The sequence below is a fragment of the Nocardiopsis quinghaiensis genome, from assembly GCF_008638365.1.
Classification (GTDB): Bacteria; Actinomycetota; Actinomycetes; order Streptosporangiales; family Streptosporangiaceae; genus Nocardiopsis; species Nocardiopsis quinghaiensis.
In genome coordinates this window covers 1-20,294 of the sequence record NZ_VWVU01000035.1, presented here as the reverse complement: position 1 = coordinate 20,294, position 20,294 = coordinate 1, and the positions used below count along the sequence as shown (strand labels likewise).

Below are 20,294 nucleotides of genomic sequence, written 5' to 3'. Positions count from 1 at the left end.
AGCGAACACGAAAGGAGGAAGAACACATGGCTGACCCCAAGGGTTTCCTGAAGATCACCGAGCGCGAGCTGCCCAAGCACCGGCCGGTCGACGTACGCATCCAGGACTGGCGCGAGGTCTACGAGGACTTCGACCGGGGAACCGTCACCAAGCAGGCCTCACGCTGCATGGACTGCGGCATCCCCTTCTGCCACAACGGCTGCCCGCTCGGCAACCTCATCCCCGAGTGGAACAACCTCGTCCACACCCACGACTGGGCCGAGGCGATCGAACGCCTGCACGCCACCAACAACTTCCCGGAGTTCACCGGACGGCTCTGCCCCGCCCCGTGCGAGTCCGCGTGCGTGCTCGGCATCAACCAGCCCGCCGTGACCATCAAGAACGTCGAGGTCTCCATCATCGACCGCGCGTGGGAGGAGGGCTGGGTCAAGCCCCTGCCCCCCGCCACCCGCACCGGCAAGAAGGCCGCCGTCGTCGGCTCCGGCCCCGCCGGACTCGCCGCCGCCCAGCAGCTCACCCGGGCCGGACACGACGTCACCGTCTACGAACGAGCCGACCGCGTCGGCGGCCTGCTGCGCTACGGCATCCCCGAGTTCAAGATGGAGAAGCGGCACATCGACCGCCGCATCGCCCAGATGAGCGCCGAGGGCACCACCTTCCGCACCGGGGTCGACATCGGCGTCGACGTCACCGTCGACCGCCTGCGCGCCGAGCACGACGCCGTCGTGCTCACCGGCGGAGCCACCGCCTGGCGCGACCTGCCCGCCAAGGGCCGCGAGCTCGGCGGCATCCACCAGGCCATGGAATACCTGCCCCTGTCCAACCGGGTGCAGGAGGGCGACTACGACACCCCGGCCATCAACGCCCAGGGCAAGCACGTCGTGGTCATCGGCGGCGGCGACACCGGCGCCGACTGCGTGGGCACCGCCCACCGCCAGGGCGCCGCCTCGGTCACCCAGCTGGAGATCATGCCCAAGCCGCCCACCACGCGGCCCGGCCACCAGCCCTGGCCGACCATGCCCATGCTGTACAAGGTCACCAGCGCGCACGAGGAGGGCGGCAAGCGGATCTACTCCGTCAACACCCTGGAGTTCCTCGGTGACGAGAACGGCGACGTCCGCGCCCTGAAGCTGGTCGAGGTCAAGCGCACCGACAAGGGCTTCGAACCCGTCGAGGGCACCGAACGCGAGATCCCCGCCGAACTGGTCACCCTCGCCATGGGCTTCGTCGGCCCCCAGAAGGAGGGCATGATCGAACAGCTCGGCGTGGAGCTGGACGGACGCGGCAACGTCGTACGCGACGCCGACTACCGGACCACCGTCGACGGCGTCTTCTGCGCCGGCGACATGGGCCGCGGCCAGTCGCTGATCGTGTGGGCCATCGCCGAGGGCCGCTCCGCCGCCGCCGGGGTGGACCGCTACCTCACCGACGACAGCACGCTGCCGGTCGCCATCCCGCCGACCGAACGCCCGCTGGTCTAGGGACGGGCCCGAACAGAGGGAAACGCGCCGGGCGCGGGGGAGACCCCGCGCCCGGCGCCGTTGTCCACCCGTGACCCCGCCGTGTCGGCCACTCGACGCCCACGGGGAAGAATCCATGACAACGACGAGACGCGGAACGGGCGCGGCTCGTGCCGATCAGCCCCCTCCCCCCGCCCCTGGGTCCCCCCACCACCCACCCCGGGACAGGCGCATGCTCTACCGCATCATCGGCGACACGGCCATGGTCATCCACCTGGCCTTCATCCTCTACATGGCCATCGGCGGCCTCCTCGCCTGGAGATGGCCCCGCACCTTCTGGGTCCACCTCGGCTGCGCCCTCTACGGGCTCAGCATCAGCGTCGTCGGCTGGACCTGCCCCCTCACCTACGTCGAGAGCTGGGGCCGCGAACGCGCGGGCCAGGCCGGACTCACCGAGGAGGGCTTCATCGACCACTACCTCACCGGCGTCATCTACCCCGCCGACCACCTCGTCACCGTCCAGGCCGGCGTCGGCGTGGTCGTCGTCCTCTCCTGGGCCGGCCTGGCCGTCCTCACCCTGCGCAGACGGCGCGCGAAGGTTCCCGACCCCGCCTGAGAGACGGTCGCGCAGGCGATGGCCGACGGACCGCCGCCGCCTGCGTACGGGCCGGCCCCGCCGTCCACGGGCCCCACGACGCCCTGGCACGGCGAAGAGGCGACAGGGATACTGGGAGACGGGGGAACCCGCCCGCACAACCAGTCCCAGCCGCCCACACCGTCCTTACGAACCCGCACCCGTGGACGACACACCACCGTGAGGGGCCGCACGATGATCTACCGGCTGATCGCCGACACCGCCATGGTCGTGCACCTGGTGTTCCTCGTCTACGTCGCCCTCGGCGGCTTTCCCGCCTGGCGCTGGCCCCGCCTCATCTGGCCCCACATCGTCTGCGCCCTCTACGGGCTCGGCATCACCGTCATCGGCTGGCCCTGCCCCCTCACCCACGTGGAGGACTGGGCCCGCCGGAGGGCCGGACAGGCCGGACTCCCCGAGGGCGGATTCATCGACCACTACCTCACCGGCATCGTCTACCCGGCCGAGCACCTGCTCACCGTGCAACTCGCCGTCGCCGCCGTCGTCCTCGTCTCCTGGGCCGGCCACATCCACCTCGCACGAAGACGCAGACACCACACCGCCACGAACCGCACGTAAATATCGCGGATGGATTCGCCCGCCACCCATTTCGCCCACACGGACACGGACGTACCGTCGAAGACATGACCGTCGTGACCTGGGACTCCTTCCGCGCCGCGGAACACTTCACCATGCGCAGCGCCCGGCTGATCGACCGACACCGCTTCGCCCACCTGTTCCAGAACGGACCCGTCGAGCCCGTCCGCTCGGCACTCGCCGCCTACCGCAACATCGACGGCGGCTACGGCAACGGACTCGACCCCGACCTGCGCGGACACGCCAGCCAACCCGCGGCCACCGGGATCGCCCTGCGCTACCTCGACGACCTCGGACCCATTCCCACCAGCCTCGGCCGCGGCATCTGCCGCTACCTCTCCACCGCCACCAACCCCGACGGAGGCCTGCCTCCCGTCCTGCGCAACATCCGCTACACCGAGTCAGCGCCCTGGTGGCAGCGACGCGAGGACTTCTCCAGCGACCTCGGACTCACCGCGCTCACCGTCGGACACCTCCACAAACACCACATCACCCACCCCTGGCGCGACAACGCCACCGCCCACTGCTGGAAACGCATCGCCGCCATGCGCTGGACCGACCCGCACGAGGCCATCGGTGTGTGCACCTTCCTGCAACACGTACCCGACCGCCACCGCGCCATCCAGACCGTCAACCGGCTCCACCCCATGATCCGCGCGGTCGTGGACACCGGCCCCGACCCCAGCACCCATCACCACACCCACACCGCACTCGACCTGGCCCCCGACCCCGGCCACATCGCCCGACCGCTCTTCACCGACACCGAGATCGAACGCAGCCTCGACCGCATCGAACGGACCCAGCGCTCCGACGGCGGCTGGGACACCACAGGAGAGCACTGGGACACCGCCGCCACCATCGAACGCGAGGGCATGCGCACCATCCGACTCCTCCGCGTCCTTCGCGCCTACGGCCGCATCGGCGCCTCCCTGCCACCACCGCGCCGCGACCACTGACACCCCGGCCCGCACCCGCGCCACACGGCCACCCGCACATCCCGAACCGGGCCCGGACGGCCACCCGCCCCCCGGGGCCCGCCCGGACACCACGGGGACCCCTCCGGCGGGTCCCTCGCCCACACGGCGGGAAGGCCCTAGTGTTCTGGTTCGTGACCGAACCCTCCACCCACACCGACACGACGGCGGCCGCCTACGACGCCGTGGCGGTCCGGTACGCCGCCTACGCCCGAGACGAACTCGACGCCCTTCCGCTGGACCGCGCGGTGCTCGCCGCGTTCGCCGAACTCGCACGGGCCACCGGCACCGGACCCGTCGCCGAACTGGGGTGCGGCCCGGGACGCGTGACCGCGCACTTGCGGGACTTCGGACTGGACGTCTTCGGCCTCGACCTGTCGCCGGTGATGATCGACCTCGCCCGCCAGGCGTACCAGGACCTGCGCTTCGAGGTCGGCTCCATGGACGCCCTGGACCTGGCCGACGGCACGTTGAACGGCATCGTGTGCTGGTACTCGGTCATCCACACCCCGCCGCGGGACCTGCCCTCCCACCTCGCCGAGTTCCACCGGGTGCTCGCACCCGGCGGCCACCTTCTGCTTGCCTTCTTCGAGTCGGAGGGCGGCCCGGTCGCGGCGTTCGACCACCAGGTGACGACGGCCTACCGGTGGCCGATCGACGACCTCGCGGGCCTGGCCGGCGACGCCGGATTCACCGAGACCGGACGCATGCTGCGCGAGCCGCGCGAGACGGAACGGCACCGCCGGGGCCACCTGCTGATGCGCAAGGACGTACACCCCGGATGACCGCCCGCCCGCGTGGGAGCCCCGGGCCCCGTGAACGCGGCCCGAGGCGGCGCCAGACGGGCCCTCGGCCCCGACCCGGGGCCAGGGACCAGGACCTGTTCTCCGAACCGGGTCCTTCGCGCATGAAGGGCTGTCCGGGTGCCCGGACACGGACAGGAGCGAAGCGCAGGCCTGGGAAGACCGCCTAACCCAACGCCGGGAAGCGCACCCCGGCCGCCTCCAGGGCATCGCGCCCGGCGTCCGAGCCGGAGCGGCCCGTCACGGCGCGCACCGCAGCCACCCCGCCGGCGCGATCTGACAGGGCCCCGGGCAGCACCCGCTCCACGACCCCGCCGTCACAGCCCCCGAACAACAATCGCACCACCACGGCCAGCGCCTCGTCGGTCAACCACGGATCCCGGCCCAGCGCGTCCGCCAGATCCAACCCGTGCACCCCCAGCTCCACCACCCGCGTCACCAGGAAGTCCGTCAGCAGCATCGGATCACCGTGCCGCGTCACCACCACCCGGTCCACCGGTTCCGCCGCCACCCGCACGGCCAGCTCCGCCCAGGACGCCCCGAGTACCCTCCCCGGCTCGCCCGCGTCCGCCCCGCGCGCCGCCGCCTCCAGCGCCGACCCCACCCGTTCGGCGTTCACCTCCGGAGAAAAGCGCACGTCCGGCGCGTAGTACCCCGCCGCCGACACCGACGCGGCCCCCTCCGGCGTGTCGGCGTCCAGCATCACAAGGACCCGGTGCAGAGCACCCGCCGTGTGCGCCGCCAGCGCCGCCACGTCCCACGGCACGCACCGTGTCGGCAGCGCCGCCTCCTCCTCCGACAACCCCAGCAACACCCGTTTCAACACGCCCACCTCTGACGAAATGGCGGAAATCACCACATCACGTTTGAACACGGCACACCTCCCACGGTGGCGACAACCGCACGCGTCCCGTCGCCATACCACCCTGAACCGTCACCCGGGGTCACCGAATTCGTCACCACGCCACCTCACACACACCCACTCGCAACCTGGTTTAGACCACTGCATCCACCAGACGCTCTAGAGTGTTAGGCGTGACACGTCGAGCAAAAATCGTCGCGACCCTCGGTCCCGCCACCTCGAGCCCGGAAGTCCTCCGCAAGCTCGTCGACGCGGGGCTGAACGTCGCCCGAATCAACCTCAGCCACGGAACCCACGACGACCACAGCGCCAGCCTCGCCAACCTCCGGCAGGCCGCTGAGTCCGCACAACAGGCGGTCGGCGTCCTCGCCGACCTCCAAGGGCCCAAGATCCGCGTCGGCACCTTCCCCGACGGACCCGTCGAACTCACCACCGGTGACGAGTTCACCATCACCATCGACGACGTCCCCGGCGACGCCACACGCGTCTCCACCACCTACAAGGGACTCCCCGCAGACGTACGCCCCGGAGACCGCGTCCTCATCGACGACGGCCGCATCGTGCTGGAGTGCACCAAAACCACCAGCACCGAAGTCCACACCCGGGTCATCTTCGGCGGCACCGTCTCCAACCACAAGGGACTCAACCTCCCCGGCGTCGCCGTCAGCGTCCCCGCGCTCACCGAGAAGGACGAGAAGGACCTGCGCTGGGTCCTCCACCAGGGCGTCGACATGGTCGCCCTCTCCTTCGTCCGCAGCCCCGCCGACGCCGAAGAGTGCCACCGCATCATGGACGAGGAGGGCGTCGTCGTCCCCCTCATCGCCAAAATCGAGAAGCCCCAGGCCGTCGAACGCCTGCAGGACATCATCGAGGCCTTCGACGGAGTCATGGTCGCCCGCGGCGACCTCGGCGTCGAGCTCCCCCTCGAAAACGTCCCCATGGTGCAGAAGCGCGCCGTCGAGCGCTGCCGCGACAAGGCCAAACCGGTCATCGTCGCCACCCAGATGCTCGAATCCATGATCGGAGCCCCCCGGCCCACCCGAGCCGAGACCTCCGACGTCGCCAACGCCGTCCTCGACGGCGCCGACGCCGTCATGCTCTCCGGCGAGACCAGTGTCGGCAAGTACCCCGTCGAGACCGTCGAGACCATGGCCCGCATCGTCGGAGCCGCCGAGCAGGAATCCCTGCGCGCCTCCCACATCCTCAACCGGGTGCCCGAGACCACCGGCGGCGCCATCGCCCGAGCCTCCGCCGAGATCGGCGCCACCGTCGGCGCCAAGGCACTGGTCGCCTTCACCATGTCCGGCGAAACCGCACGCCGACTGGCCCGCTACCGCTCCCCCATCCCGCTGATGGCCTTCACCACCGAACAGACCACCCGCGGAAGGCTCTCCCTCACCTGGGGAGTCGAGAGCCACATCGTGCCCTGGGTCGACAACACCGACGACATGGTCCGCCAGGTGGAGAGCGAACTCCTCCAGTTCGGCGACTACCACAAGGGCGACACGATCGTCATCGTGGCGGGCAGCCCGCCCGGAACCGTCGGTTCCACCAACTTCCTGCGCGTCCACCGCCTCGGCGACGCCGTCGCCCTCGCGACACAGTAGGAACCAGGCGCCCCCCACAGGCGCCCACTGACGTGCCGCATCAGGTCCTGCCCGGAGGAAACGGCGTATGAGCCGCGCCGCCCACCGGGCCAGGACCAGGTGCGGCCGACGTCTCTCCAGGACATCCGGAGCCCCCTGAGGCCCTCCACAGGGCCCTCGGCTAGGGCTCCTGGTTGGTGGCCACACCGCCCTCGGGCAGCACCCGCTCCAACGGCATGTCCCACGGCAACAGGTTCCACGGACTCCGCGTGTCCTCCGCCAACAGGCCCAACGCCGCCCACACCCGGTCCGTGCCGCCGTGATCGCCCTCCACGCCCTTCTCGGGCCACAGCAGGTACCCCGCGTGGAAGGCCGTCGACAACTGCTGCCACGACGAGTACCGGCGCTGCAGATCCGACGCGACCCGCCGCAGCAGCGTCTGCGTCTCCACCGGACTCAGCCAGTCCAACGAAGCGCCACCGCACACCAGCCGGATCACGTGCACCGACTTCCACCACTGGTAGGCGCCGATCAGCACCGTCTCGTCCGCCTCGGCCACCCCCGTGACGGCGCGCAGCCGGGCCACCTGGTCATCGGTCAGACGCACCTGCGCGCCCGTGGACTCCCCGCCCCGCTCCCGCGGAAGACGCGACCTGGCGACCCCGGCGCGCAGATCCACCACCAGGTCCAGCGTCGGACCGGTGTGCAGATCCTCGAACAGGGACTCGACCGCCTCCCGCAGCGAATCGCGGTCGGTCACCCCCCACTGGTGCTCCAACATGCGCCGGTAGCGGCGGCGCAGCGAGGGCCGGGCCACCACGTCCCACGGCTCGGCCAGCGCCACCCGGAACGGCGCCGCCACGGCCGCGGCCCAGCGCTCGGTACTCAGAGGGGCGTCGGGGTCCTTGGTGCGCACCGCCGGGGACTCCCGGGAGCCGATCACCAGCTCGGTGAAGGAACCGGCGACCAGTACGGCCACGGGAAGGAACGCCCACCCGGGCTGGCCGAGGGCCACGAGCAGGACGATGAGCAGCGCGACGGGGGTCAGCAGCCAGGGCCGGCGGCGTGGGGAACCCCAGGCCACCACGACCCAGGCGCCGATAACCAGTGCGCCGATGATCCCGGCCACCGCGGTCAGCACCCGCTGCTCCTCTCCTGAGAACCTGCCTCCGAACCTCAAGGATCAGGGACGCGCGCCCACGCGGACGACCGAACCGACGGGTTGTGCTCAGGTTGTGGCCGTGATGTGACCGGTTCAGCCTGGTTGCCCCGGCATCAAGTGACAAAAGGCCTATTCGGGGTGGTACCGGCTGGGTGGTTACGCAGGTTCTGGCCCGTCTGTCCGATCCCTCAGCGCTTGGGCCCGACGAAGGCGTCCGTCCGCGCCACCGCGGCCTTCCCGGACACGGAGACGACGATCCTGTCGCGTCGAGGCGGCCGGGGGTTCACGTGGCGTTTCCAGGGAATCCCGAGGTGGCCGAGGGCGTCGGTGAACAGGCCGATGATGTCCCAGGACGCGTTGAAGAACTGGTAGCGGGGGTGTTCGTAGTACTTCCACTCGCCGCGGACCTGATGGCGGACCCTGTCGTTGATCCGGCATCCGTCGGAACGGACCAGCCCTCGAACGAAGGGTTCGGGACGGGCGTGAACGATCTCCCGCTGCCAGGGTTCCAGGATGATGGCCCGATCGTGCTTCCACCGTTGTCCCGGTACTTCGCGATGAGAGAACGGTCCCGCGACCAGTCGCGGAGGGTGGGCCGGTTGATGCCCATGCGTCGGCTGACCTCGCTGTAGGAGATCCCGGAGCCGGGCATGGATACCGCCGAGCGGCGGACGTGCGATGGGTACACAGCGTGAATACTTGCTCACGCATGTGACATTCCGTCGATCGCCTCGCTATAGAGGGCAAGATGTCTGAAATGACAAGAACCACCCTGTTGGGTGGCTCTGTACCTTTGTGCCCTGAGTGGGACTCGAACCCACACTGTACGAGGTTTGAGCTCGCTCTCTCTGCCGAATTGGAGTATCAGGGCTAGAGGGATTTGTCAAGACCTTCTCTGAGATTTTTTCTTCCCTTTGGGGGCGCCGCTCCGCCAACGGTGATGTCACGATTGACGCGCTGTGCCGGTCCCGACGGTCAGTATCCTAGCGGATCTCGGTAACCTCGTGTACGTGACGAGGACGCAGAGCCGTGTGGTGATCGCGGAAGACGAGGCCCTGATCCGCCTGGATCTCAAGGAGATGCTGGAAGAAGACGGCTACGCCGTCGTGGGCGAGGCCGGTGACGGCGAGACCGCCATCCGCCTTGCCCAGGAGCTCAAGCCCGACCTGGTGATCACCGACATCAAGATGCCGGTGCTCGACGGGCTCTCGGCCGCCGAACGCATCGCGGAGGAGAGGATCGCCCCGGTGGTGATCCTGACCGCCTTCTCCCAGCGGGAGTTGGTCGAGCGGGCACGCGAGGCCGGGGCCATGGCCTACCTGGTCAAGCCGTTCAACAAGACCGACCTCGTGCCCGCGATCGAGATGGCCACCTCCCGCTACGCGGAGCTGGCCGCGCTGGAGTCCGAGGTCAGCGACCTCCAGGACCGTCTGGAGACGCGCAAGCTGGTCGAACAGGCCAAGGGGCTGCTCCAGAGCCGCCACGGGATGAGTGAGCCCGAGGCGTTCCGGTGGATCCAGAAGAACTCGATGGATCGGCGCCTGACCATGCGCAAGGTCGCCGAGACCGTCGTCGAGACCCTCGGGGGGTAGGCAGGTAGCGCTTACGGTTCCACCCTCGTGAAACCCAGAGCAGGGGCCGCACCCGACCGGGTGCGGCCCCTGCCGTCGTTCCGGGAGGGCCCGGTCCGCCCGTGTCTCTCTGAACGATCCCGTCTCGCCCTGGGCGTTTGTGTGTCCTTCTGAGCACGAAGAGTGCGGACAACTGTGCAGATCAAGCCTGTGTGAGGGAGGAGACGAGACAGACGTTCAGGGTCAATCCGTTCCGGATACCAGTTTGGTCTCGTTTGCGCACAATGGGGTGACGGTTGGGTCACGTGGCTTTAGTGATGCTGAATGACCAGCCTAAATCGGGCTAAACTCACCGCACCGAACAGCAAAGGACATGCGGTGGCGAATGTGTTCATTCGGCACCGTCACCCTCAGATGCGCAAGGAGCGCGCGTGCGCACACGCCTCGTGACCGTGCTGCTCGCCCTGATCACCGCCATCCTGGTGATCCCCGGGCCAGCGGCGACGGCAGACGAACAGGGCGGTGAGTCGCTGCACGGTCAGATCCTCAACCCGGACGATCGGGATCAAGGTGTCGAAGGCATCGGGATCGCGGTCTTCGACGGTGAGGACGAGATCGGGGCGGCCCAAACCGACTCTGATGGAATATGGGAAGTGGAGTTGCCCGAACCGGGCACCTACCGCGTCGTGGTGGACCAGGAGTCCGTCCCCAGTGAGTTCGTCGTACGAGAGGGCATCGTCGTCGACGGCGAAACCGAGGTGGAGGTCGGGGCCGGCGACCAGCGGCCCCTCATCGTCGCGCTGGAACGTCCGGGCGGGTCCGACGACGGCTCCGCCTCCCCCTCGGAGGAGGAGAGCGAGGACTCGGGCGCCGCGGCCGGGGACGACGAGGCCGTCGCGCCCGTGGTGGACAGCGGCGGCTCCTTCGGTGAGCGGTTCGTCCAGCTCGCCGCGGCGGGTCTCCTGTTCGGCCTGGTGATCGCGGTCTCCGCGATCGGCCTCTCCCTGATCTTCGGCACCACGAAGATGATCAACTTCGCCCACGGCGACATGGTGACCTTCGGCGCGATGGTCGCCCTGATCTTCAGTACCGGGGCCGCGGGCATGGGCAACTCCCTGCTGGCGATCTTCGCGGGTCTGGGGGTGGCGGTCCTCCTCGGCGGTTTCCTGGAGGGCAGGCTGTCCCGGCCGGTGCTGATCACCGCGCAGTGGGCGGCGATCCTCGGCGGTATCGTGCTGGCCACCGTCCTCGGGGTCATGGGCGACTCGGTCGGCTGGAGCGTGCCGCTGTGGCTGGCCGCCACGGTCGCGGTCCTCATGGGCGCGGTGCTGGGCGCGTCGATGGAGCGCTACATCTGGCGCCCGCTGCGGCACCGCAACGTCGCGCTGATCCAGATGTTCATCGTCTCGATCGGTCTGGCGCTGATTCTGCGCCACCTGATCCTGGTGCTCTTCGGGGCGGGCCGCAGCCGTTACGCCGGCTACCAGATCCAGGAGTCGGTGCAGTTCGGCCCGGTGGCGATGCCGCCCCGCGACCTGGTGGTCATGGGCGTGGCGATCGTGGTCCTGGTGGGTGTGGCCTGTCTGCTGCAGTTCACCCGTATCGGCAAGGCGATGCGCGCGGTCTCGGACAACCGGGACCTGTCCGAGTCCTCGGGTATCGACGTGGACCGGGTCACGCTGTACGTGTGGGGCCTGGGCGGTGGCCTGTCCGCGCTGGGCGGGGTGCTCTACGGGCTCAACCAGGTCGTCGAGTACGAGATGGGCTTCCGTCTGCTGCTGATGATGTTCGCCGCGGTGATCCTCGGCGGCCTCGGCACGGCCTACGGCGCGATGGTCGGCGGCCTGGCCGTCGGCATGGTGGCGATGCTGTCCACCCTGTGGTTCCCGTCCCAGCTCATGCAAGCCTGGGCTCTGGCCCTGATGATCCTCATGCTGCTGATCAGGCCCCAGGGCCTGCTCGGTCGGCGCGAGCGGGTCGGCTAGGAGAGACACGATGGATATTCTTTCGATCCTCGCCGAGTCCACTCGATCGGCGCTCGGCCCGATCGCGGCGATCTACGCGCTCGCCGCGGTCGGCCTCAACTTCCACTTCGGTTACACGGGGCTGCTCAACTTCGGGCAGGTCGGTTTCATGCTGGTGGGCGCCTACGGCGTGGGCGTCAGCGTGGCGGTGTTCGATCTGCCGCTGTTGGCCGGTTTCGGTGTGGGCCTGTTGTGCGCACTCGTGCTGGCGTTGCTGCTGGGTGTCCCGACGCTGCGGTTGCGGGCGGACTACCTGGCGATCACGACGATCGCGGCGGCGGAGGTGTTGCGCCTGGTGTACCGGGCGGGTTTCGCCGAGCCGCTGACGGGCGGTGTGTACGGCCTGCAGAACCTGGCGTCGGATTTCCGTACGCTCAACCCGTTCGACGGGGGCACGCGTTACGGCGTGGGCGCGTTGGCCTACAACGGCAACCACATGTGGGTGCTGGTGGTGACGTGGGGCCTGGTGGCCCTGACGGTCGGTCTGACCTGGATGCTGATGCACAGCCCGTGGGGGCGTGTGATCAAGGGCGTCCGGGAGGACGAGGAAGCGGTCCGCAGCCTGGGCAAGAACGTGTTCGCGTACAAGATGCAGGCGCTGGTGCTGGGTGGTCTGATCGGTGCGATGGCGGGCTGCATGCTCGCGGTGTACCAGGCTTCGATCCAGCCGGACCAGTTCAAGCCGCAGGTGACGTTCTTCCTGTGGGTGATCCTGCTGCTGGGCGGTGCGGGGCGTGTGTTCGGCCCGGTTCTGGGCGCGATGGCGTTCTGGTTCCTGATGACCTTCACCGACGGTGTGCTCAAGGGGTTCGGCTCCATGGGCTGGCTGCCGTTCCTGTCGGGCCCGGACTACGGCGCGATCCAGTTGGCCTTCGTGGGTCTGTTGCTGGTGCTGCTGATCGTCTTCCGGCCGCAGGGCATCATCGGCGACCGCAAGGAGATGCTGATCAATGTCAAGTGACGAGACGAACGCCGGTGCGGACCGTATGGCCGGTGCGGAGCCGGTTCCGGGTTCGGCCAAGTCCGACCCGATCCTGGTGGCGGACGGCGTGCGGCGTTCCTTCGGTGGTCTGACCGCTGTGGACGTGGAGCACCTGGAGGTGCAGCGCGGCACGATCACGGCGTTGATCGGTCCGAACGGTGCGGGTAAGTCCACGCTGTTCAACCTGTTGACCGGCTTCGACCGGGTCGACGGGGGCCGGTGGACGTTCCAGGGCGGGGCGATCAACGGCAGGCCCGGTCACAAGGTGGCGCGGGCCGGGATGGTGCGGACCTTCCAGCTGACCAAGGCGCTGACCCGGATGACGGTGCTCGACAACATGTTGTTGGGTGCTCCGGGGCAGTTCGGTGAGCGGATGGCCGGTGCGTTCCTGCGGCCTGTGTGGCAGGGGCAGGAGCGGGAGAACACGCGGCGAGCCCTGGACCTGCTGGAGCGCTTCAAGCTGGTCGACAAGCGCGACGACATGGCGGGTTCGCTGTCCGGCGGACAGCGCAAGCTGTTGGAGATGGCGCGTTCGCTGATGACCGATCCGACCATGATCATGCTCGACGAGCCGATGGCGGGTGTGAACCCGGCGTTGGTGCAGTCGCTGCTGGGCCACATCACGTCGCTGCGCGACGAGGGCAAGACGGTGCTCTTCGTCGAGCACGACATGGACGTGATCATGGGTATCAGCGACTGGATCGTGGTGTTGGCGCAGGGGCGGGTGATCGCGGAGGGCCGTCCTTCCGACATCAGGTCCGACCAGCAGGTGATCGACGCCTACCTGGGTGCCCAGGTGGAGACGGCCGAGGCCCGGGGGAGTGGCGATGACTGAGAACGGGAACCTGCGGCCGGAGCCCGAGGAGGTTCCGGCGGAGGCCGGGGAGGCCTCGGAGGTCCAGGAGCACCGTGAGGAGCTCCTGGAGCACGCCGGCGCCGAGGAGGCGGAGGTGGGTGGTCCGCAGGACTACCTGCTGCTGGCCAAGGACGTGGTGGCGGGTTACGTGCCGGGGGTGAACATCCTCAACGGGTGCACCCTGACCCTGACCGCGGGCGAGGTCGTGGCGATCATCGGTCCGAACGGTGCGGGTAAGTCCACGTTGATCAAGACGATCTTCGGGCTCATCCCGGTCCGTGAGGGCGGTCTGACCCTGCGGGGGTCCAGCATCTCGGGCCTGCCCGCGCACAGCCTGGTGGAGCGTGGTGTGGGCTATGTTCCGCAGACGCAGAACGTGTTTCCCTCGCTGACCATCGAGGAGAACCTCCAGATGGGCGCGTTCCTGCGGCCGCGTACCTTCGCCGCGCGGTTCGGGGTGGTGGCGGGGCTGTTCCCGCTGCTGGCGGACCGGCGCAAGGCCAAGGCGGGGTCTCTGTCGGGCGGTGAGCGCCAGATGGTGGCCATGGGCCGTGCGTTGATGATGGATCCGTCGGTGCTGCTGTTGGACGAGCCGACGGCGGGCCTGTCGCCGATCTACCAGGAGGAGGTCTTCCAGCGGGTCAAGGAGGTCAACCAGACGGGTGTGTCGGTGGTCATGGTGGAGCAGAACGCCCGCCGCTGCCTGCAGATCTGTGACCGTGGCTATGTGCTGGACCAGGGCCGTAACGCCTACACGGGCTCGGGCGCGAACCTGCTGAAGGACCCCAACGTGATCGAGTTGTACCTGGGGACGCTCGCCAAGGGCTGATCCGGGGAGGAGGCGGGGCGGGACCCGGATCCGGGTCCCGCCCCTTTCCGTGGCGCCGCTGGTGTGGTCGGCGGCTGTCTCCCGGCGGGACGCGTGCACAGGTGCCGGTGGGGAATGGCGTATCGGGACCGGACAAATTACCCTGGTGGGACGAGCACGTCTGTGCTTGGCCGAAACCCCGCCCACACCGTGGGAACGGACGGCAGGGAGAACACGGCTGCGGCATGGCGACACCGGTGGCGGCTGTGCAGGAATGTCGGGCCGGTACCGGGTGTTGGGATCCGTTGAAGGGGACGGGACCCGCCGCGGCGGGCCGGTCCCAGACGCGACCGAGGGGTCGTCAGGCTAGCCGCAACCCCTTTCAGAGGAGCTTTACAACATGACGGTTCAGAGCGAGACCACCGAGGGGATCATCCTCACCGACGAGGCGTCTGCCAAGGTCAGGGCGCTCCTTGAGCAGGAGGGGCGGGACGACCTGCGTCTTCGCGTGGCCGTTCAGCCCGGTGGTTGCTCGGGGCTGCGTTACCAGCTCTACTTCGACGAGCGTGATCTGGACGGTGACGTCGTCGCCGACTTCGGTGGTGTGGAGGTCGTGACCGACCGGATGAGCTCCCCCTACCTGATCGGGGCCCAGATCGACTTCGTCGACACGATCGAGAAGCAGGGGTTCACCATCGACAACCCCAACGCCACCGGCTCCTGCGCCTGCGGTGACTCCTTCAACTAGGTGGACCGGGGGACGGCGACGTCCCCGTCCCGGCATGGACCGGGGCAGCGGTACCCGGGGGAGGGCGGCTTGTCCGTCCTCCCCTCATCGTGTCCGGGGCCCTCGCGGGCGGCCCGGCCGGGCGGCAGGTGAAGCTCCGGCCGTACTGGATACCCTGGTGCAGTCCGAACCGGGCGCGTCCCGGCCATGCCATCACTCCGTCCGGTCCCAGACCGACCCCTCCCACCAAGGAGCCTTCGTCCCGTGCGTATCGCGGTTGCCGGATCCATTGCCACCGACCATCTGATGTCCTTCGAGGGTCGGTTCGCCGAGCAGATCATCCCCGAGCAGATCCAGCAGTTGTCGCTGTCCTTCCTGATCGATGAGCTGGACGTTCGGCGCGGCGGCGTCGCGGCCAACATCTGCTTCGGTATGGGCCGGTTCGGCCTTGACCCGGTGCTGGTGGGCGCGGCCGGGGCCGACTTCGAGGACTACCGCGCCTGGCTGGGCCGCCACGGTGTGGACACCTCGGCGGTGTACATCTCCGAGTTGCGCCACACGGCCCGGTTCATCTGCACCACGGACCGGGACCAGAACCAGATCGCGTCCTTCTACGCCGGCGCCATGACCGAGGCCCGTAACATCGAGTTGCAGCCGATCGCCGACCGTGTGGGCGGGTTGGACCTGGTCCTGATCGGTGCGGACGATCCCGCGGCGATGGTGCGCCACAGCGAGGAGTGCCGTACGCGCGGGATCGCCTTCGCCGCGGACCCCTCCCAGCAGCTGGCCCGGATGGAGGGCCCCCAGGTGCGCACCCTGATCGAGGGCGCCCTGTTCCTGTTCGCCAACGAGTACGAGAAGGCCCTGGCGGAGCAGAAGACCGGCTGGTCCGACGCCGAGGTGCTGTCCCTGGTCGGTACCCGTGTCACCACGTTGGGGGCCAAGGGCGCCCGTATCGATCGCCGGGGTGAGCCGAGTGTGCACGTGCCCGCCGCCGCGGTCGGTGAGCTGGTCGATCCCACGGGTGTGGGCGACGCCTTCCGCGCGGGTTTCCTCGCTGCCCACTCCTGGGGCCTGTCCCTGGAGCGCGCGGCCCAGGTCGGCAACGCGACCGCGGTGCACTGCCTGGAGGCCGACGGTCCGCAGGAGTACACGTTGACCACGGACTCCCTGCTGGAGCGCCTGGAGAGGTCCTACGGGGCCGGGGTCTCCGCCGAGGTCGAGCCCTTCGTGTAGGGGCGGTGCCGGCTCGGTGAGGGGCGCGGGAGGCCCTGCGGCCGGGCCGGTCCCGCGCTCGCTGGTCGTGGTGGTGTCCGCGAGCCCGTAGAGTGGTGAGTCGCGACCCGCACGACCCGGTCCATGGACCGGGCCGCGCCCCGAACGACCGCCTCCCGCAGGGGACCGGCGGTCCGCACGGGGAGCCCCGTGCCCTCCGGTGCGCTGAAACGCGTGCCGGTGACCCAGCCCAAGCCGTTCGCGCCGGGTCGCCGCGACGGTGGGGAACCCGCCCCGCTTCCGTGCGCTCCGGCGCGCTGTCGTGGGCTCGGGCGCGTCGAGCGCCTCCCAGATCTAGGCCAGCCTTACCTGGGATTCCCCTGATTCAGCCTGAAAGGACATTGCATGCGCTACACCGGACCGAAGGTGCGGTTGTCCCGGCGCGCCGGCACCCCGCTGACCCGTAAGGCGGTCAGCTACTTCGAGAAGCGTCCCTACCCGCCCGGTGAGCACGGCCGCCGTGTTCGTCGCAACAGCAGCGACTTCGCCGTCCGCCAGGCGGAGAAGCAGAAGGTGCGCTGGTACTACGACCTGACCGAGAAGCAGCTGCTGCGGGTCTACGAGAACGCCAAGAAGCGTTCGGGCCGTACCGGTGAGGAGATGCTCGCCGAGCTGGAGCTGCGCCTGGCCACGGTCGTGCTGCGCTCCGGTCTGGCCGCGTCGGTCTACGCCGCCCGCCAGTTCGTCACCCACGGTCACATCACTGTGGACGGCAAGAAGGTCGACATCCCGTCGTACCAGGTCAAGCCGGGCCAGATCATCAGTGTTCGGGAGAAGTCCCGCAACATGGTGCCGTTCGTCGAGGCCGCCGAGGGCATCCACGCCGACGACAAGATCGCCGGCTTCCTCGCGGTGAGCCACAAGGACCTGCGTGTGGCGGTCACCGACCGTCCCAAGCGTGAGCAGATCCCGGTGCCCTTCGACGAGCAGCTCGTCGTGGAGTTCTACGCCCGCTAGACGTCAGCCGGGCAAGCTCCCGCGTGTGTCCTCCGGGGCGCTCGGGGGAGGAGGAAGGCCGTGCGGATCCGTCCGCACGGCCTTCCTCGTGTCCGGCTTCCCTTCTCCCCGCCGCGGCTTCTCCTCGGACTGTGGAGTCCGCCACGTCCCGAATTCGGCGCGGCATGAATTGTTACCGCACCGGAACCGCAACCGTTTCGGCGCCGCGCGGGGCCCCGCGGCGTCAGTACATGCGGCGGATGTGAAAGGCGCTCCCTCGGTCCAGGGGCTGCTCGGTGACGAACTCGTGCATCTTCATCCGGCACCAGGCGGGGATGTCGGCGTGCGCGGCCGGATCGTCCGCGGTGACCGCGATGACCGCGCCGATGGGCACTTCGTGCAGTCGGGCGGCCAGCATGATGATGGGGATGGGGCACTTGCGGCCCACCGCCTCCACGGTGACCGACGGCGCCCGCGACGGATGTTCGCGCACGTGGTGCACCCTCCGTGTGTCGTTGTCCTGTCGTGACCATCCTGACCCGATCGGGTCCGTAAGGCGAACCCGGTTAAGGGTGTCGTCAACCCAGCGATACGCTCGCCTTGGTCTCTCCTCGTGGAGCGTCCACGCGGCCCCTCGGGAGCGCGGGGACACGATCGAGGACAAGAGGGCCCGGGGGGACGCCGGGCCGCGCTCCGTAGCCAGCCGGGAGGTCATCCTCCGCGGGCGACCGGGCCCGGCTCCACGTACCACCGCGCGCTTTGCGCGGGGGCGTCTGGCAACACGCTGACCAGGTGAGCCCCTGAGCGGGGCGCTGGACGGTTCGCGATAATGTTTCCCCCTGAAAAGCTTTGGATACTTAGGCCGCCCGTGGAGGATCCACGGGCTACACCGCTGGGAAGGCAATCCGTGAGTCCGACCCGCCAAGAGAATCGGCGTTTCAACCCGCGCCGATGGGCACCACGCGGCGCCGCGCTCGCCGTGCTGGGGCTGGCCGCGACCGGCTGCGCGTCGAACGATCTCACTCGTTTGGGCATGCCGGAGCCGATCACCAACCAGGCCGAGCGTGTCATCTCGCTCTGGCAGGGCTCCTGGGTGGCGGCTTTCGCGGTCGGCATTCTCGTGTGGGGGCTGATCGCGTGGTCGATCATCTTCCACCGCAAGCGTTCCGAGCAGTTGCCGCCCCAGGTGCGGTACAACATGCCCATCGAAGCGCTCTACACCGTCCTGCCGATCGTCATCATCTCGGTGCTGTTCTTCTTCACCGCGCGGGACCAGGCGGTCCTGCTCGACACCGACGAGCCCGCGGACGTCAACATCGAGGTCGTGGCCTTCCAATGGGCCTGGCAGTTCAACTACCTCGACGACAAGAAGGAGAACGACGGGGAGGTGCTCTTCTCCCAGACGGGTGTTCCCAACCCCGACGGCACCGCCGACCCCTCGACCCAGACGACCCTGGTCCTCCCCGAGGGTGCGACCGTCCACTTCGACCTCCACTCGACGGACGTCATCCACTCCTTCTGGGTGCCGGCGTTCGGCTTCAAGATGGACGTCATCCCCGGCCGTGACAACGCCTTCCAGGTGAACCTCGAAGAGGACACCGAGGGCGAGTACATCGGCCGTTGCGCCGAGCTGTGCGGTGTCGACCACGCCCGCATGCTCTTCAACGTCGAGGTCCTTCCCCAGGACGAGTACGACGCGTGGGTCTCCGAGCAGGAGCAGGCCGCCTCGGAAGCCGAGGCCGAGGCCGCCGCGGTCGAGGACCAGCCGGAGTTCGGCGAGGGTACGGGTGCCGAGGGCGCCGGTACCGAGGGCGCCGAAACCGACGAAGAGGGCACGGGCTTCGGTGGAGCTGACACCGAGGAGAACGACGAATAATGACCACCAACGACTTCCCTCCCAAGGCCGGCGGCAGAACACCGTCGAGTCCGGGGTCGATGATCGTCAAATGGATGACGTCGACCGATCACAAGATCATCGGGTACATGTACCTGATCACCGCGTTCCTCTTCTTCCTGCTCGGCGGGCTGATGGCGGTGCTCATGCGCACCGAGCTGCTCTTCCCGGGCATGCAGGTGATGTCCAACGAGCAGTTCAACCAGCTGTTCACCATGCACGGCACGATCATGCTGCTGATGTTCGCGACCCCGCTGTTCGTCGGGTTCTCGAACGTGATCATGCCGCTGCAGATCGGTTCGCCCGACGTGGCGTTCCCCAGGATGAACCTGTTCAGCTACTACCTGTTCCTGTTCGGCAGCCTCATCGCCGTCAGCGGGTTCCTCACCCCCGGCGGCGCGGCCAGCTTCGGCTGGTTCGCCTACACGCCGCTCTCGGACGCGGTGCGTTCGCCGGGGCTGGGCGGTGACCTGTGGATCCTGGGCCTGATCGTCTCCGGTCTGGGCACGATCCTGGGCGCGGTCAACTTCATCACCACCGGGCTGTGCATGCGCGCGCCCGGCATGACGATGTTCCGCATGCCGATCTTCACCTGGAACACCCTGCTCACCAGTGTTCTGGTGCTCATCGCGTTCCCGGTGCTGACCGCGGCCCTGATCGCCCTGGGCGCCGACCGTATGATCGGTACGCACGTCTACGATCCCGAGCACGGCGGCGCGATCCTGTGGCAGCACCTGTTCTGGTTCTTCGGCCACCCCGAGGTCTACATCATCGCGCTGCCCTTCTTCGGCATCGTGACCGAGGTGCTGCCGGTGTTCAGCCGCAAGCCGATCTTCGGCTACAAGAGCCTGGTCGCGGCGACGATCGCCATCACGGGCCTGTCGGTGACGGTGTGGGCGCACCACATGTTCCCCACCGGCGCGGTGCTGCTGCCCTTCTTCTCCTTCATGAGCTTCCTCATCGCGGTGCCCACCGGGGTGAAGTTCTTCAACTGGATCGGCACGATGTGGCGGGGCCAGATCACCTTCGAGACGCCGATGCTGTTCGTCATCGGGTTCCTGGTGACCTTCCTCTTCGGCGGTCTGACCGGTGTGCTGCTGGCCTCGCCGCCCATCGACTTCCACGTCACCGACTCCTACTTCG

At 68.7% G+C, this 20,294-nt stretch carries 19 protein-coding genes and 1 tRNA gene; 16 read left to right on the top strand and 4 right to left on the bottom strand.

All coding sequences use genetic code 11. The features are described from left to right. Positions 1-26 precede the first annotated feature (26 nt). The 5 genes from FYX01_RS24590 (at position 27) to FYX01_RS24570 (ending at position 4,450) form a co-directional block, all read left to right on the top strand. Positions 27-1,481 (top strand): glutamate synthase subunit beta, encoded by a 1,455-nt coding sequence (locus FYX01_RS24590; protein WP_150245779.1) that lies wholly within the window; start codon positions 27-29, stop codon positions 1,479-1,481. A 211-nt stretch (positions 1,482-1,692) separates the two neighbouring features. Next, positions 1,693-2,076 (top strand): DUF2784 domain-containing protein, encoded by a 384-nt coding sequence (locus FYX01_RS24585; RefSeq protein ID WP_150245776.1) that lies wholly within the window; start codon positions 1,693-1,695, stop codon positions 2,074-2,076. Between the two features lie 213 nt (positions 2,077-2,289). Beyond that, positions 2,290-2,673, top strand: a complete 384-nt coding sequence (locus FYX01_RS24580) for a DUF2784 domain-containing protein (RefSeq protein ID WP_150245771.1) — start codon at positions 2,290-2,292, stop codon at positions 2,671-2,673. Positions 2,674-2,747: 74 nt separating this feature from the next. Next, entirely contained in the window at positions 2,748-3,647 is a 900-nt protein-coding gene (locus tag FYX01_RS24575) for a prenyltransferase (RefSeq protein ID WP_150245902.1), read from the top strand. A gap of 152 nt (positions 3,648-3,799) precedes the next feature. After that, positions 3,800-4,450, top strand: coding sequence for a class I SAM-dependent methyltransferase (locus tag FYX01_RS24570; RefSeq protein WP_150245768.1), 651 nt, complete (start codon positions 3,800-3,802; stop codon positions 4,448-4,450). 184 nt (positions 4,451-4,634) lie between these two features. Here the strand turns inward: FYX01_RS24570 and FYX01_RS24565 are convergent, their stop codons facing one another. Continuing rightward, positions 4,635-5,291, bottom strand: coding sequence for a maleylpyruvate isomerase N-terminal domain-containing protein (locus FYX01_RS24565; RefSeq protein ID WP_223830633.1), 657 nt, complete (start codon positions 5,289-5,291; stop codon positions 4,635-4,637). A gap of 212 nt (positions 5,292-5,503) precedes the next feature. On the opposite strand from FYX01_RS24565, the gene pyk reads away from it, so the two are divergent. Further along, a complete protein-coding gene (gene pyk / locus FYX01_RS24560) occupies positions 5,504-6,937 on the top strand; it encodes a pyruvate kinase (RefSeq protein ID WP_150245762.1) in 1,434 nt (477 codons plus the stop codon). A 160-nt stretch (positions 6,938-7,097) separates the two neighbouring features. Here pyk and FYX01_RS24555 read toward each other — a convergent pair whose 3' ends face one another. Together FYX01_RS24555 and FYX01_RS24545 are read right to left on the bottom strand one after the other, a co-directional pair. Further along, positions 7,098-8,057: a DUF1266 domain-containing protein gene (locus FYX01_RS24555; RefSeq protein ID WP_150245760.1), complete on the bottom strand. Its 960-nt coding sequence runs from the start codon at positions 8,055-8,057 to the stop codon at positions 7,098-7,100. A gap of 817 nt (positions 8,058-8,874) precedes the next feature. Then, a tRNA-Leu gene (locus FYX01_RS24545) sits at positions 8,875-8,949 on the bottom strand. Positions 8,950-9,109: 160 nt separating this feature from the next. Between FYX01_RS24545 and FYX01_RS24540 the strand changes: the two genes are divergently transcribed. From FYX01_RS24540 to rpsD, 8 genes are all read left to right on the top strand, one after another. Then, complete coding sequence (locus tag FYX01_RS24540) at positions 9,110-9,670, top strand: ANTAR domain-containing response regulator (protein ID WP_190394477.1); 561 nt, start codon at positions 9,110-9,112, stop codon at positions 9,668-9,670. A gap of 410 nt (positions 9,671-10,080) precedes the next feature. Beyond that, entirely contained in the window at positions 10,081-11,634 is a 1,554-nt protein-coding gene (locus tag FYX01_RS24535; protein ID WP_150245752.1) for a branched-chain amino acid ABC transporter permease, read from the top strand. A gap of 10 nt (positions 11,635-11,644) precedes the next feature. Continuing rightward, the gene (locus FYX01_RS24530) at positions 11,645-12,634 is read left to right on the top strand and encodes a branched-chain amino acid ABC transporter permease (RefSeq protein WP_150245749.1); all 990 of its coding nucleotides are present in this window, start codon (positions 11,645-11,647) and stop codon (positions 12,632-12,634) included. Continuing rightward, on the top strand, positions 12,624-13,490 hold the full coding sequence (locus FYX01_RS24525; protein WP_150245747.1) for an ABC transporter ATP-binding protein: 867 nt from the start codon (positions 12,624-12,626) through the stop codon (positions 13,488-13,490). Before FYX01_RS24530 ends, FYX01_RS24525 begins: the two co-directional genes overlap by 11 nt. After that, positions 13,483-14,340 carry an ABC transporter ATP-binding protein gene (locus tag FYX01_RS24520; protein WP_150245744.1) on the top strand — a complete coding sequence of 286 codons (858 nt, stop codon included), beginning with the start codon at positions 13,483-13,485 and terminating at the stop codon, positions 14,338-14,340. Before FYX01_RS24525 ends, FYX01_RS24520 begins: the two co-directional genes overlap by 8 nt. Positions 14,341-14,719: 379 nt before the next feature. Then, on the top strand, positions 14,720-15,067 hold the full coding sequence (locus FYX01_RS24515; RefSeq protein ID WP_150245741.1) for a HesB/IscA family protein: 348 nt from the start codon (positions 14,720-14,722) through the stop codon (positions 15,065-15,067). Between the two features lie 243 nt (positions 15,068-15,310). Continuing rightward, on the top strand, positions 15,311-16,282 hold the full coding sequence (locus FYX01_RS24510) for a carbohydrate kinase family protein (protein ID WP_150245738.1): 972 nt from the start codon (positions 15,311-15,313) through the stop codon (positions 16,280-16,282). A 384-nt stretch (positions 16,283-16,666) separates the two neighbouring features. Next, entirely contained in the window at positions 16,667-17,278 is a 612-nt protein-coding gene (gene rpsD, locus FYX01_RS24505) for a 30S ribosomal protein S4 (protein WP_150245734.1), read from the top strand. Between the two features lie 223 nt (positions 17,279-17,501). Here rpsD and FYX01_RS24500 read toward each other — a convergent pair whose 3' ends face one another. Beyond that, complete coding sequence (locus FYX01_RS24500; protein ID WP_150245732.1) at positions 17,502-17,750, bottom strand: sulfurtransferase TusA family protein; 249 nt, start codon at positions 17,748-17,750, stop codon at positions 17,502-17,504. Between the two features lie 375 nt (positions 17,751-18,125). Between FYX01_RS24500 and ctaC the strand changes: the two genes are divergently transcribed. Next, positions 18,126-19,133: an aa3-type cytochrome oxidase subunit II gene (gene ctaC, locus FYX01_RS24495; RefSeq protein WP_449406796.1), complete on the top strand. Its 1,008-nt coding sequence runs from the start codon at positions 18,126-18,128 to the stop codon at positions 19,131-19,133. After that, the coding region (locus FYX01_RS24490) for a cbb3-type cytochrome c oxidase subunit I (RefSeq protein ID WP_150245724.1) at positions 19,133-20,294 on the top strand (1,162 nt) is incomplete at its 3' end. The genes ctaC and FYX01_RS24490, both read left to right, overlap by 1 nt.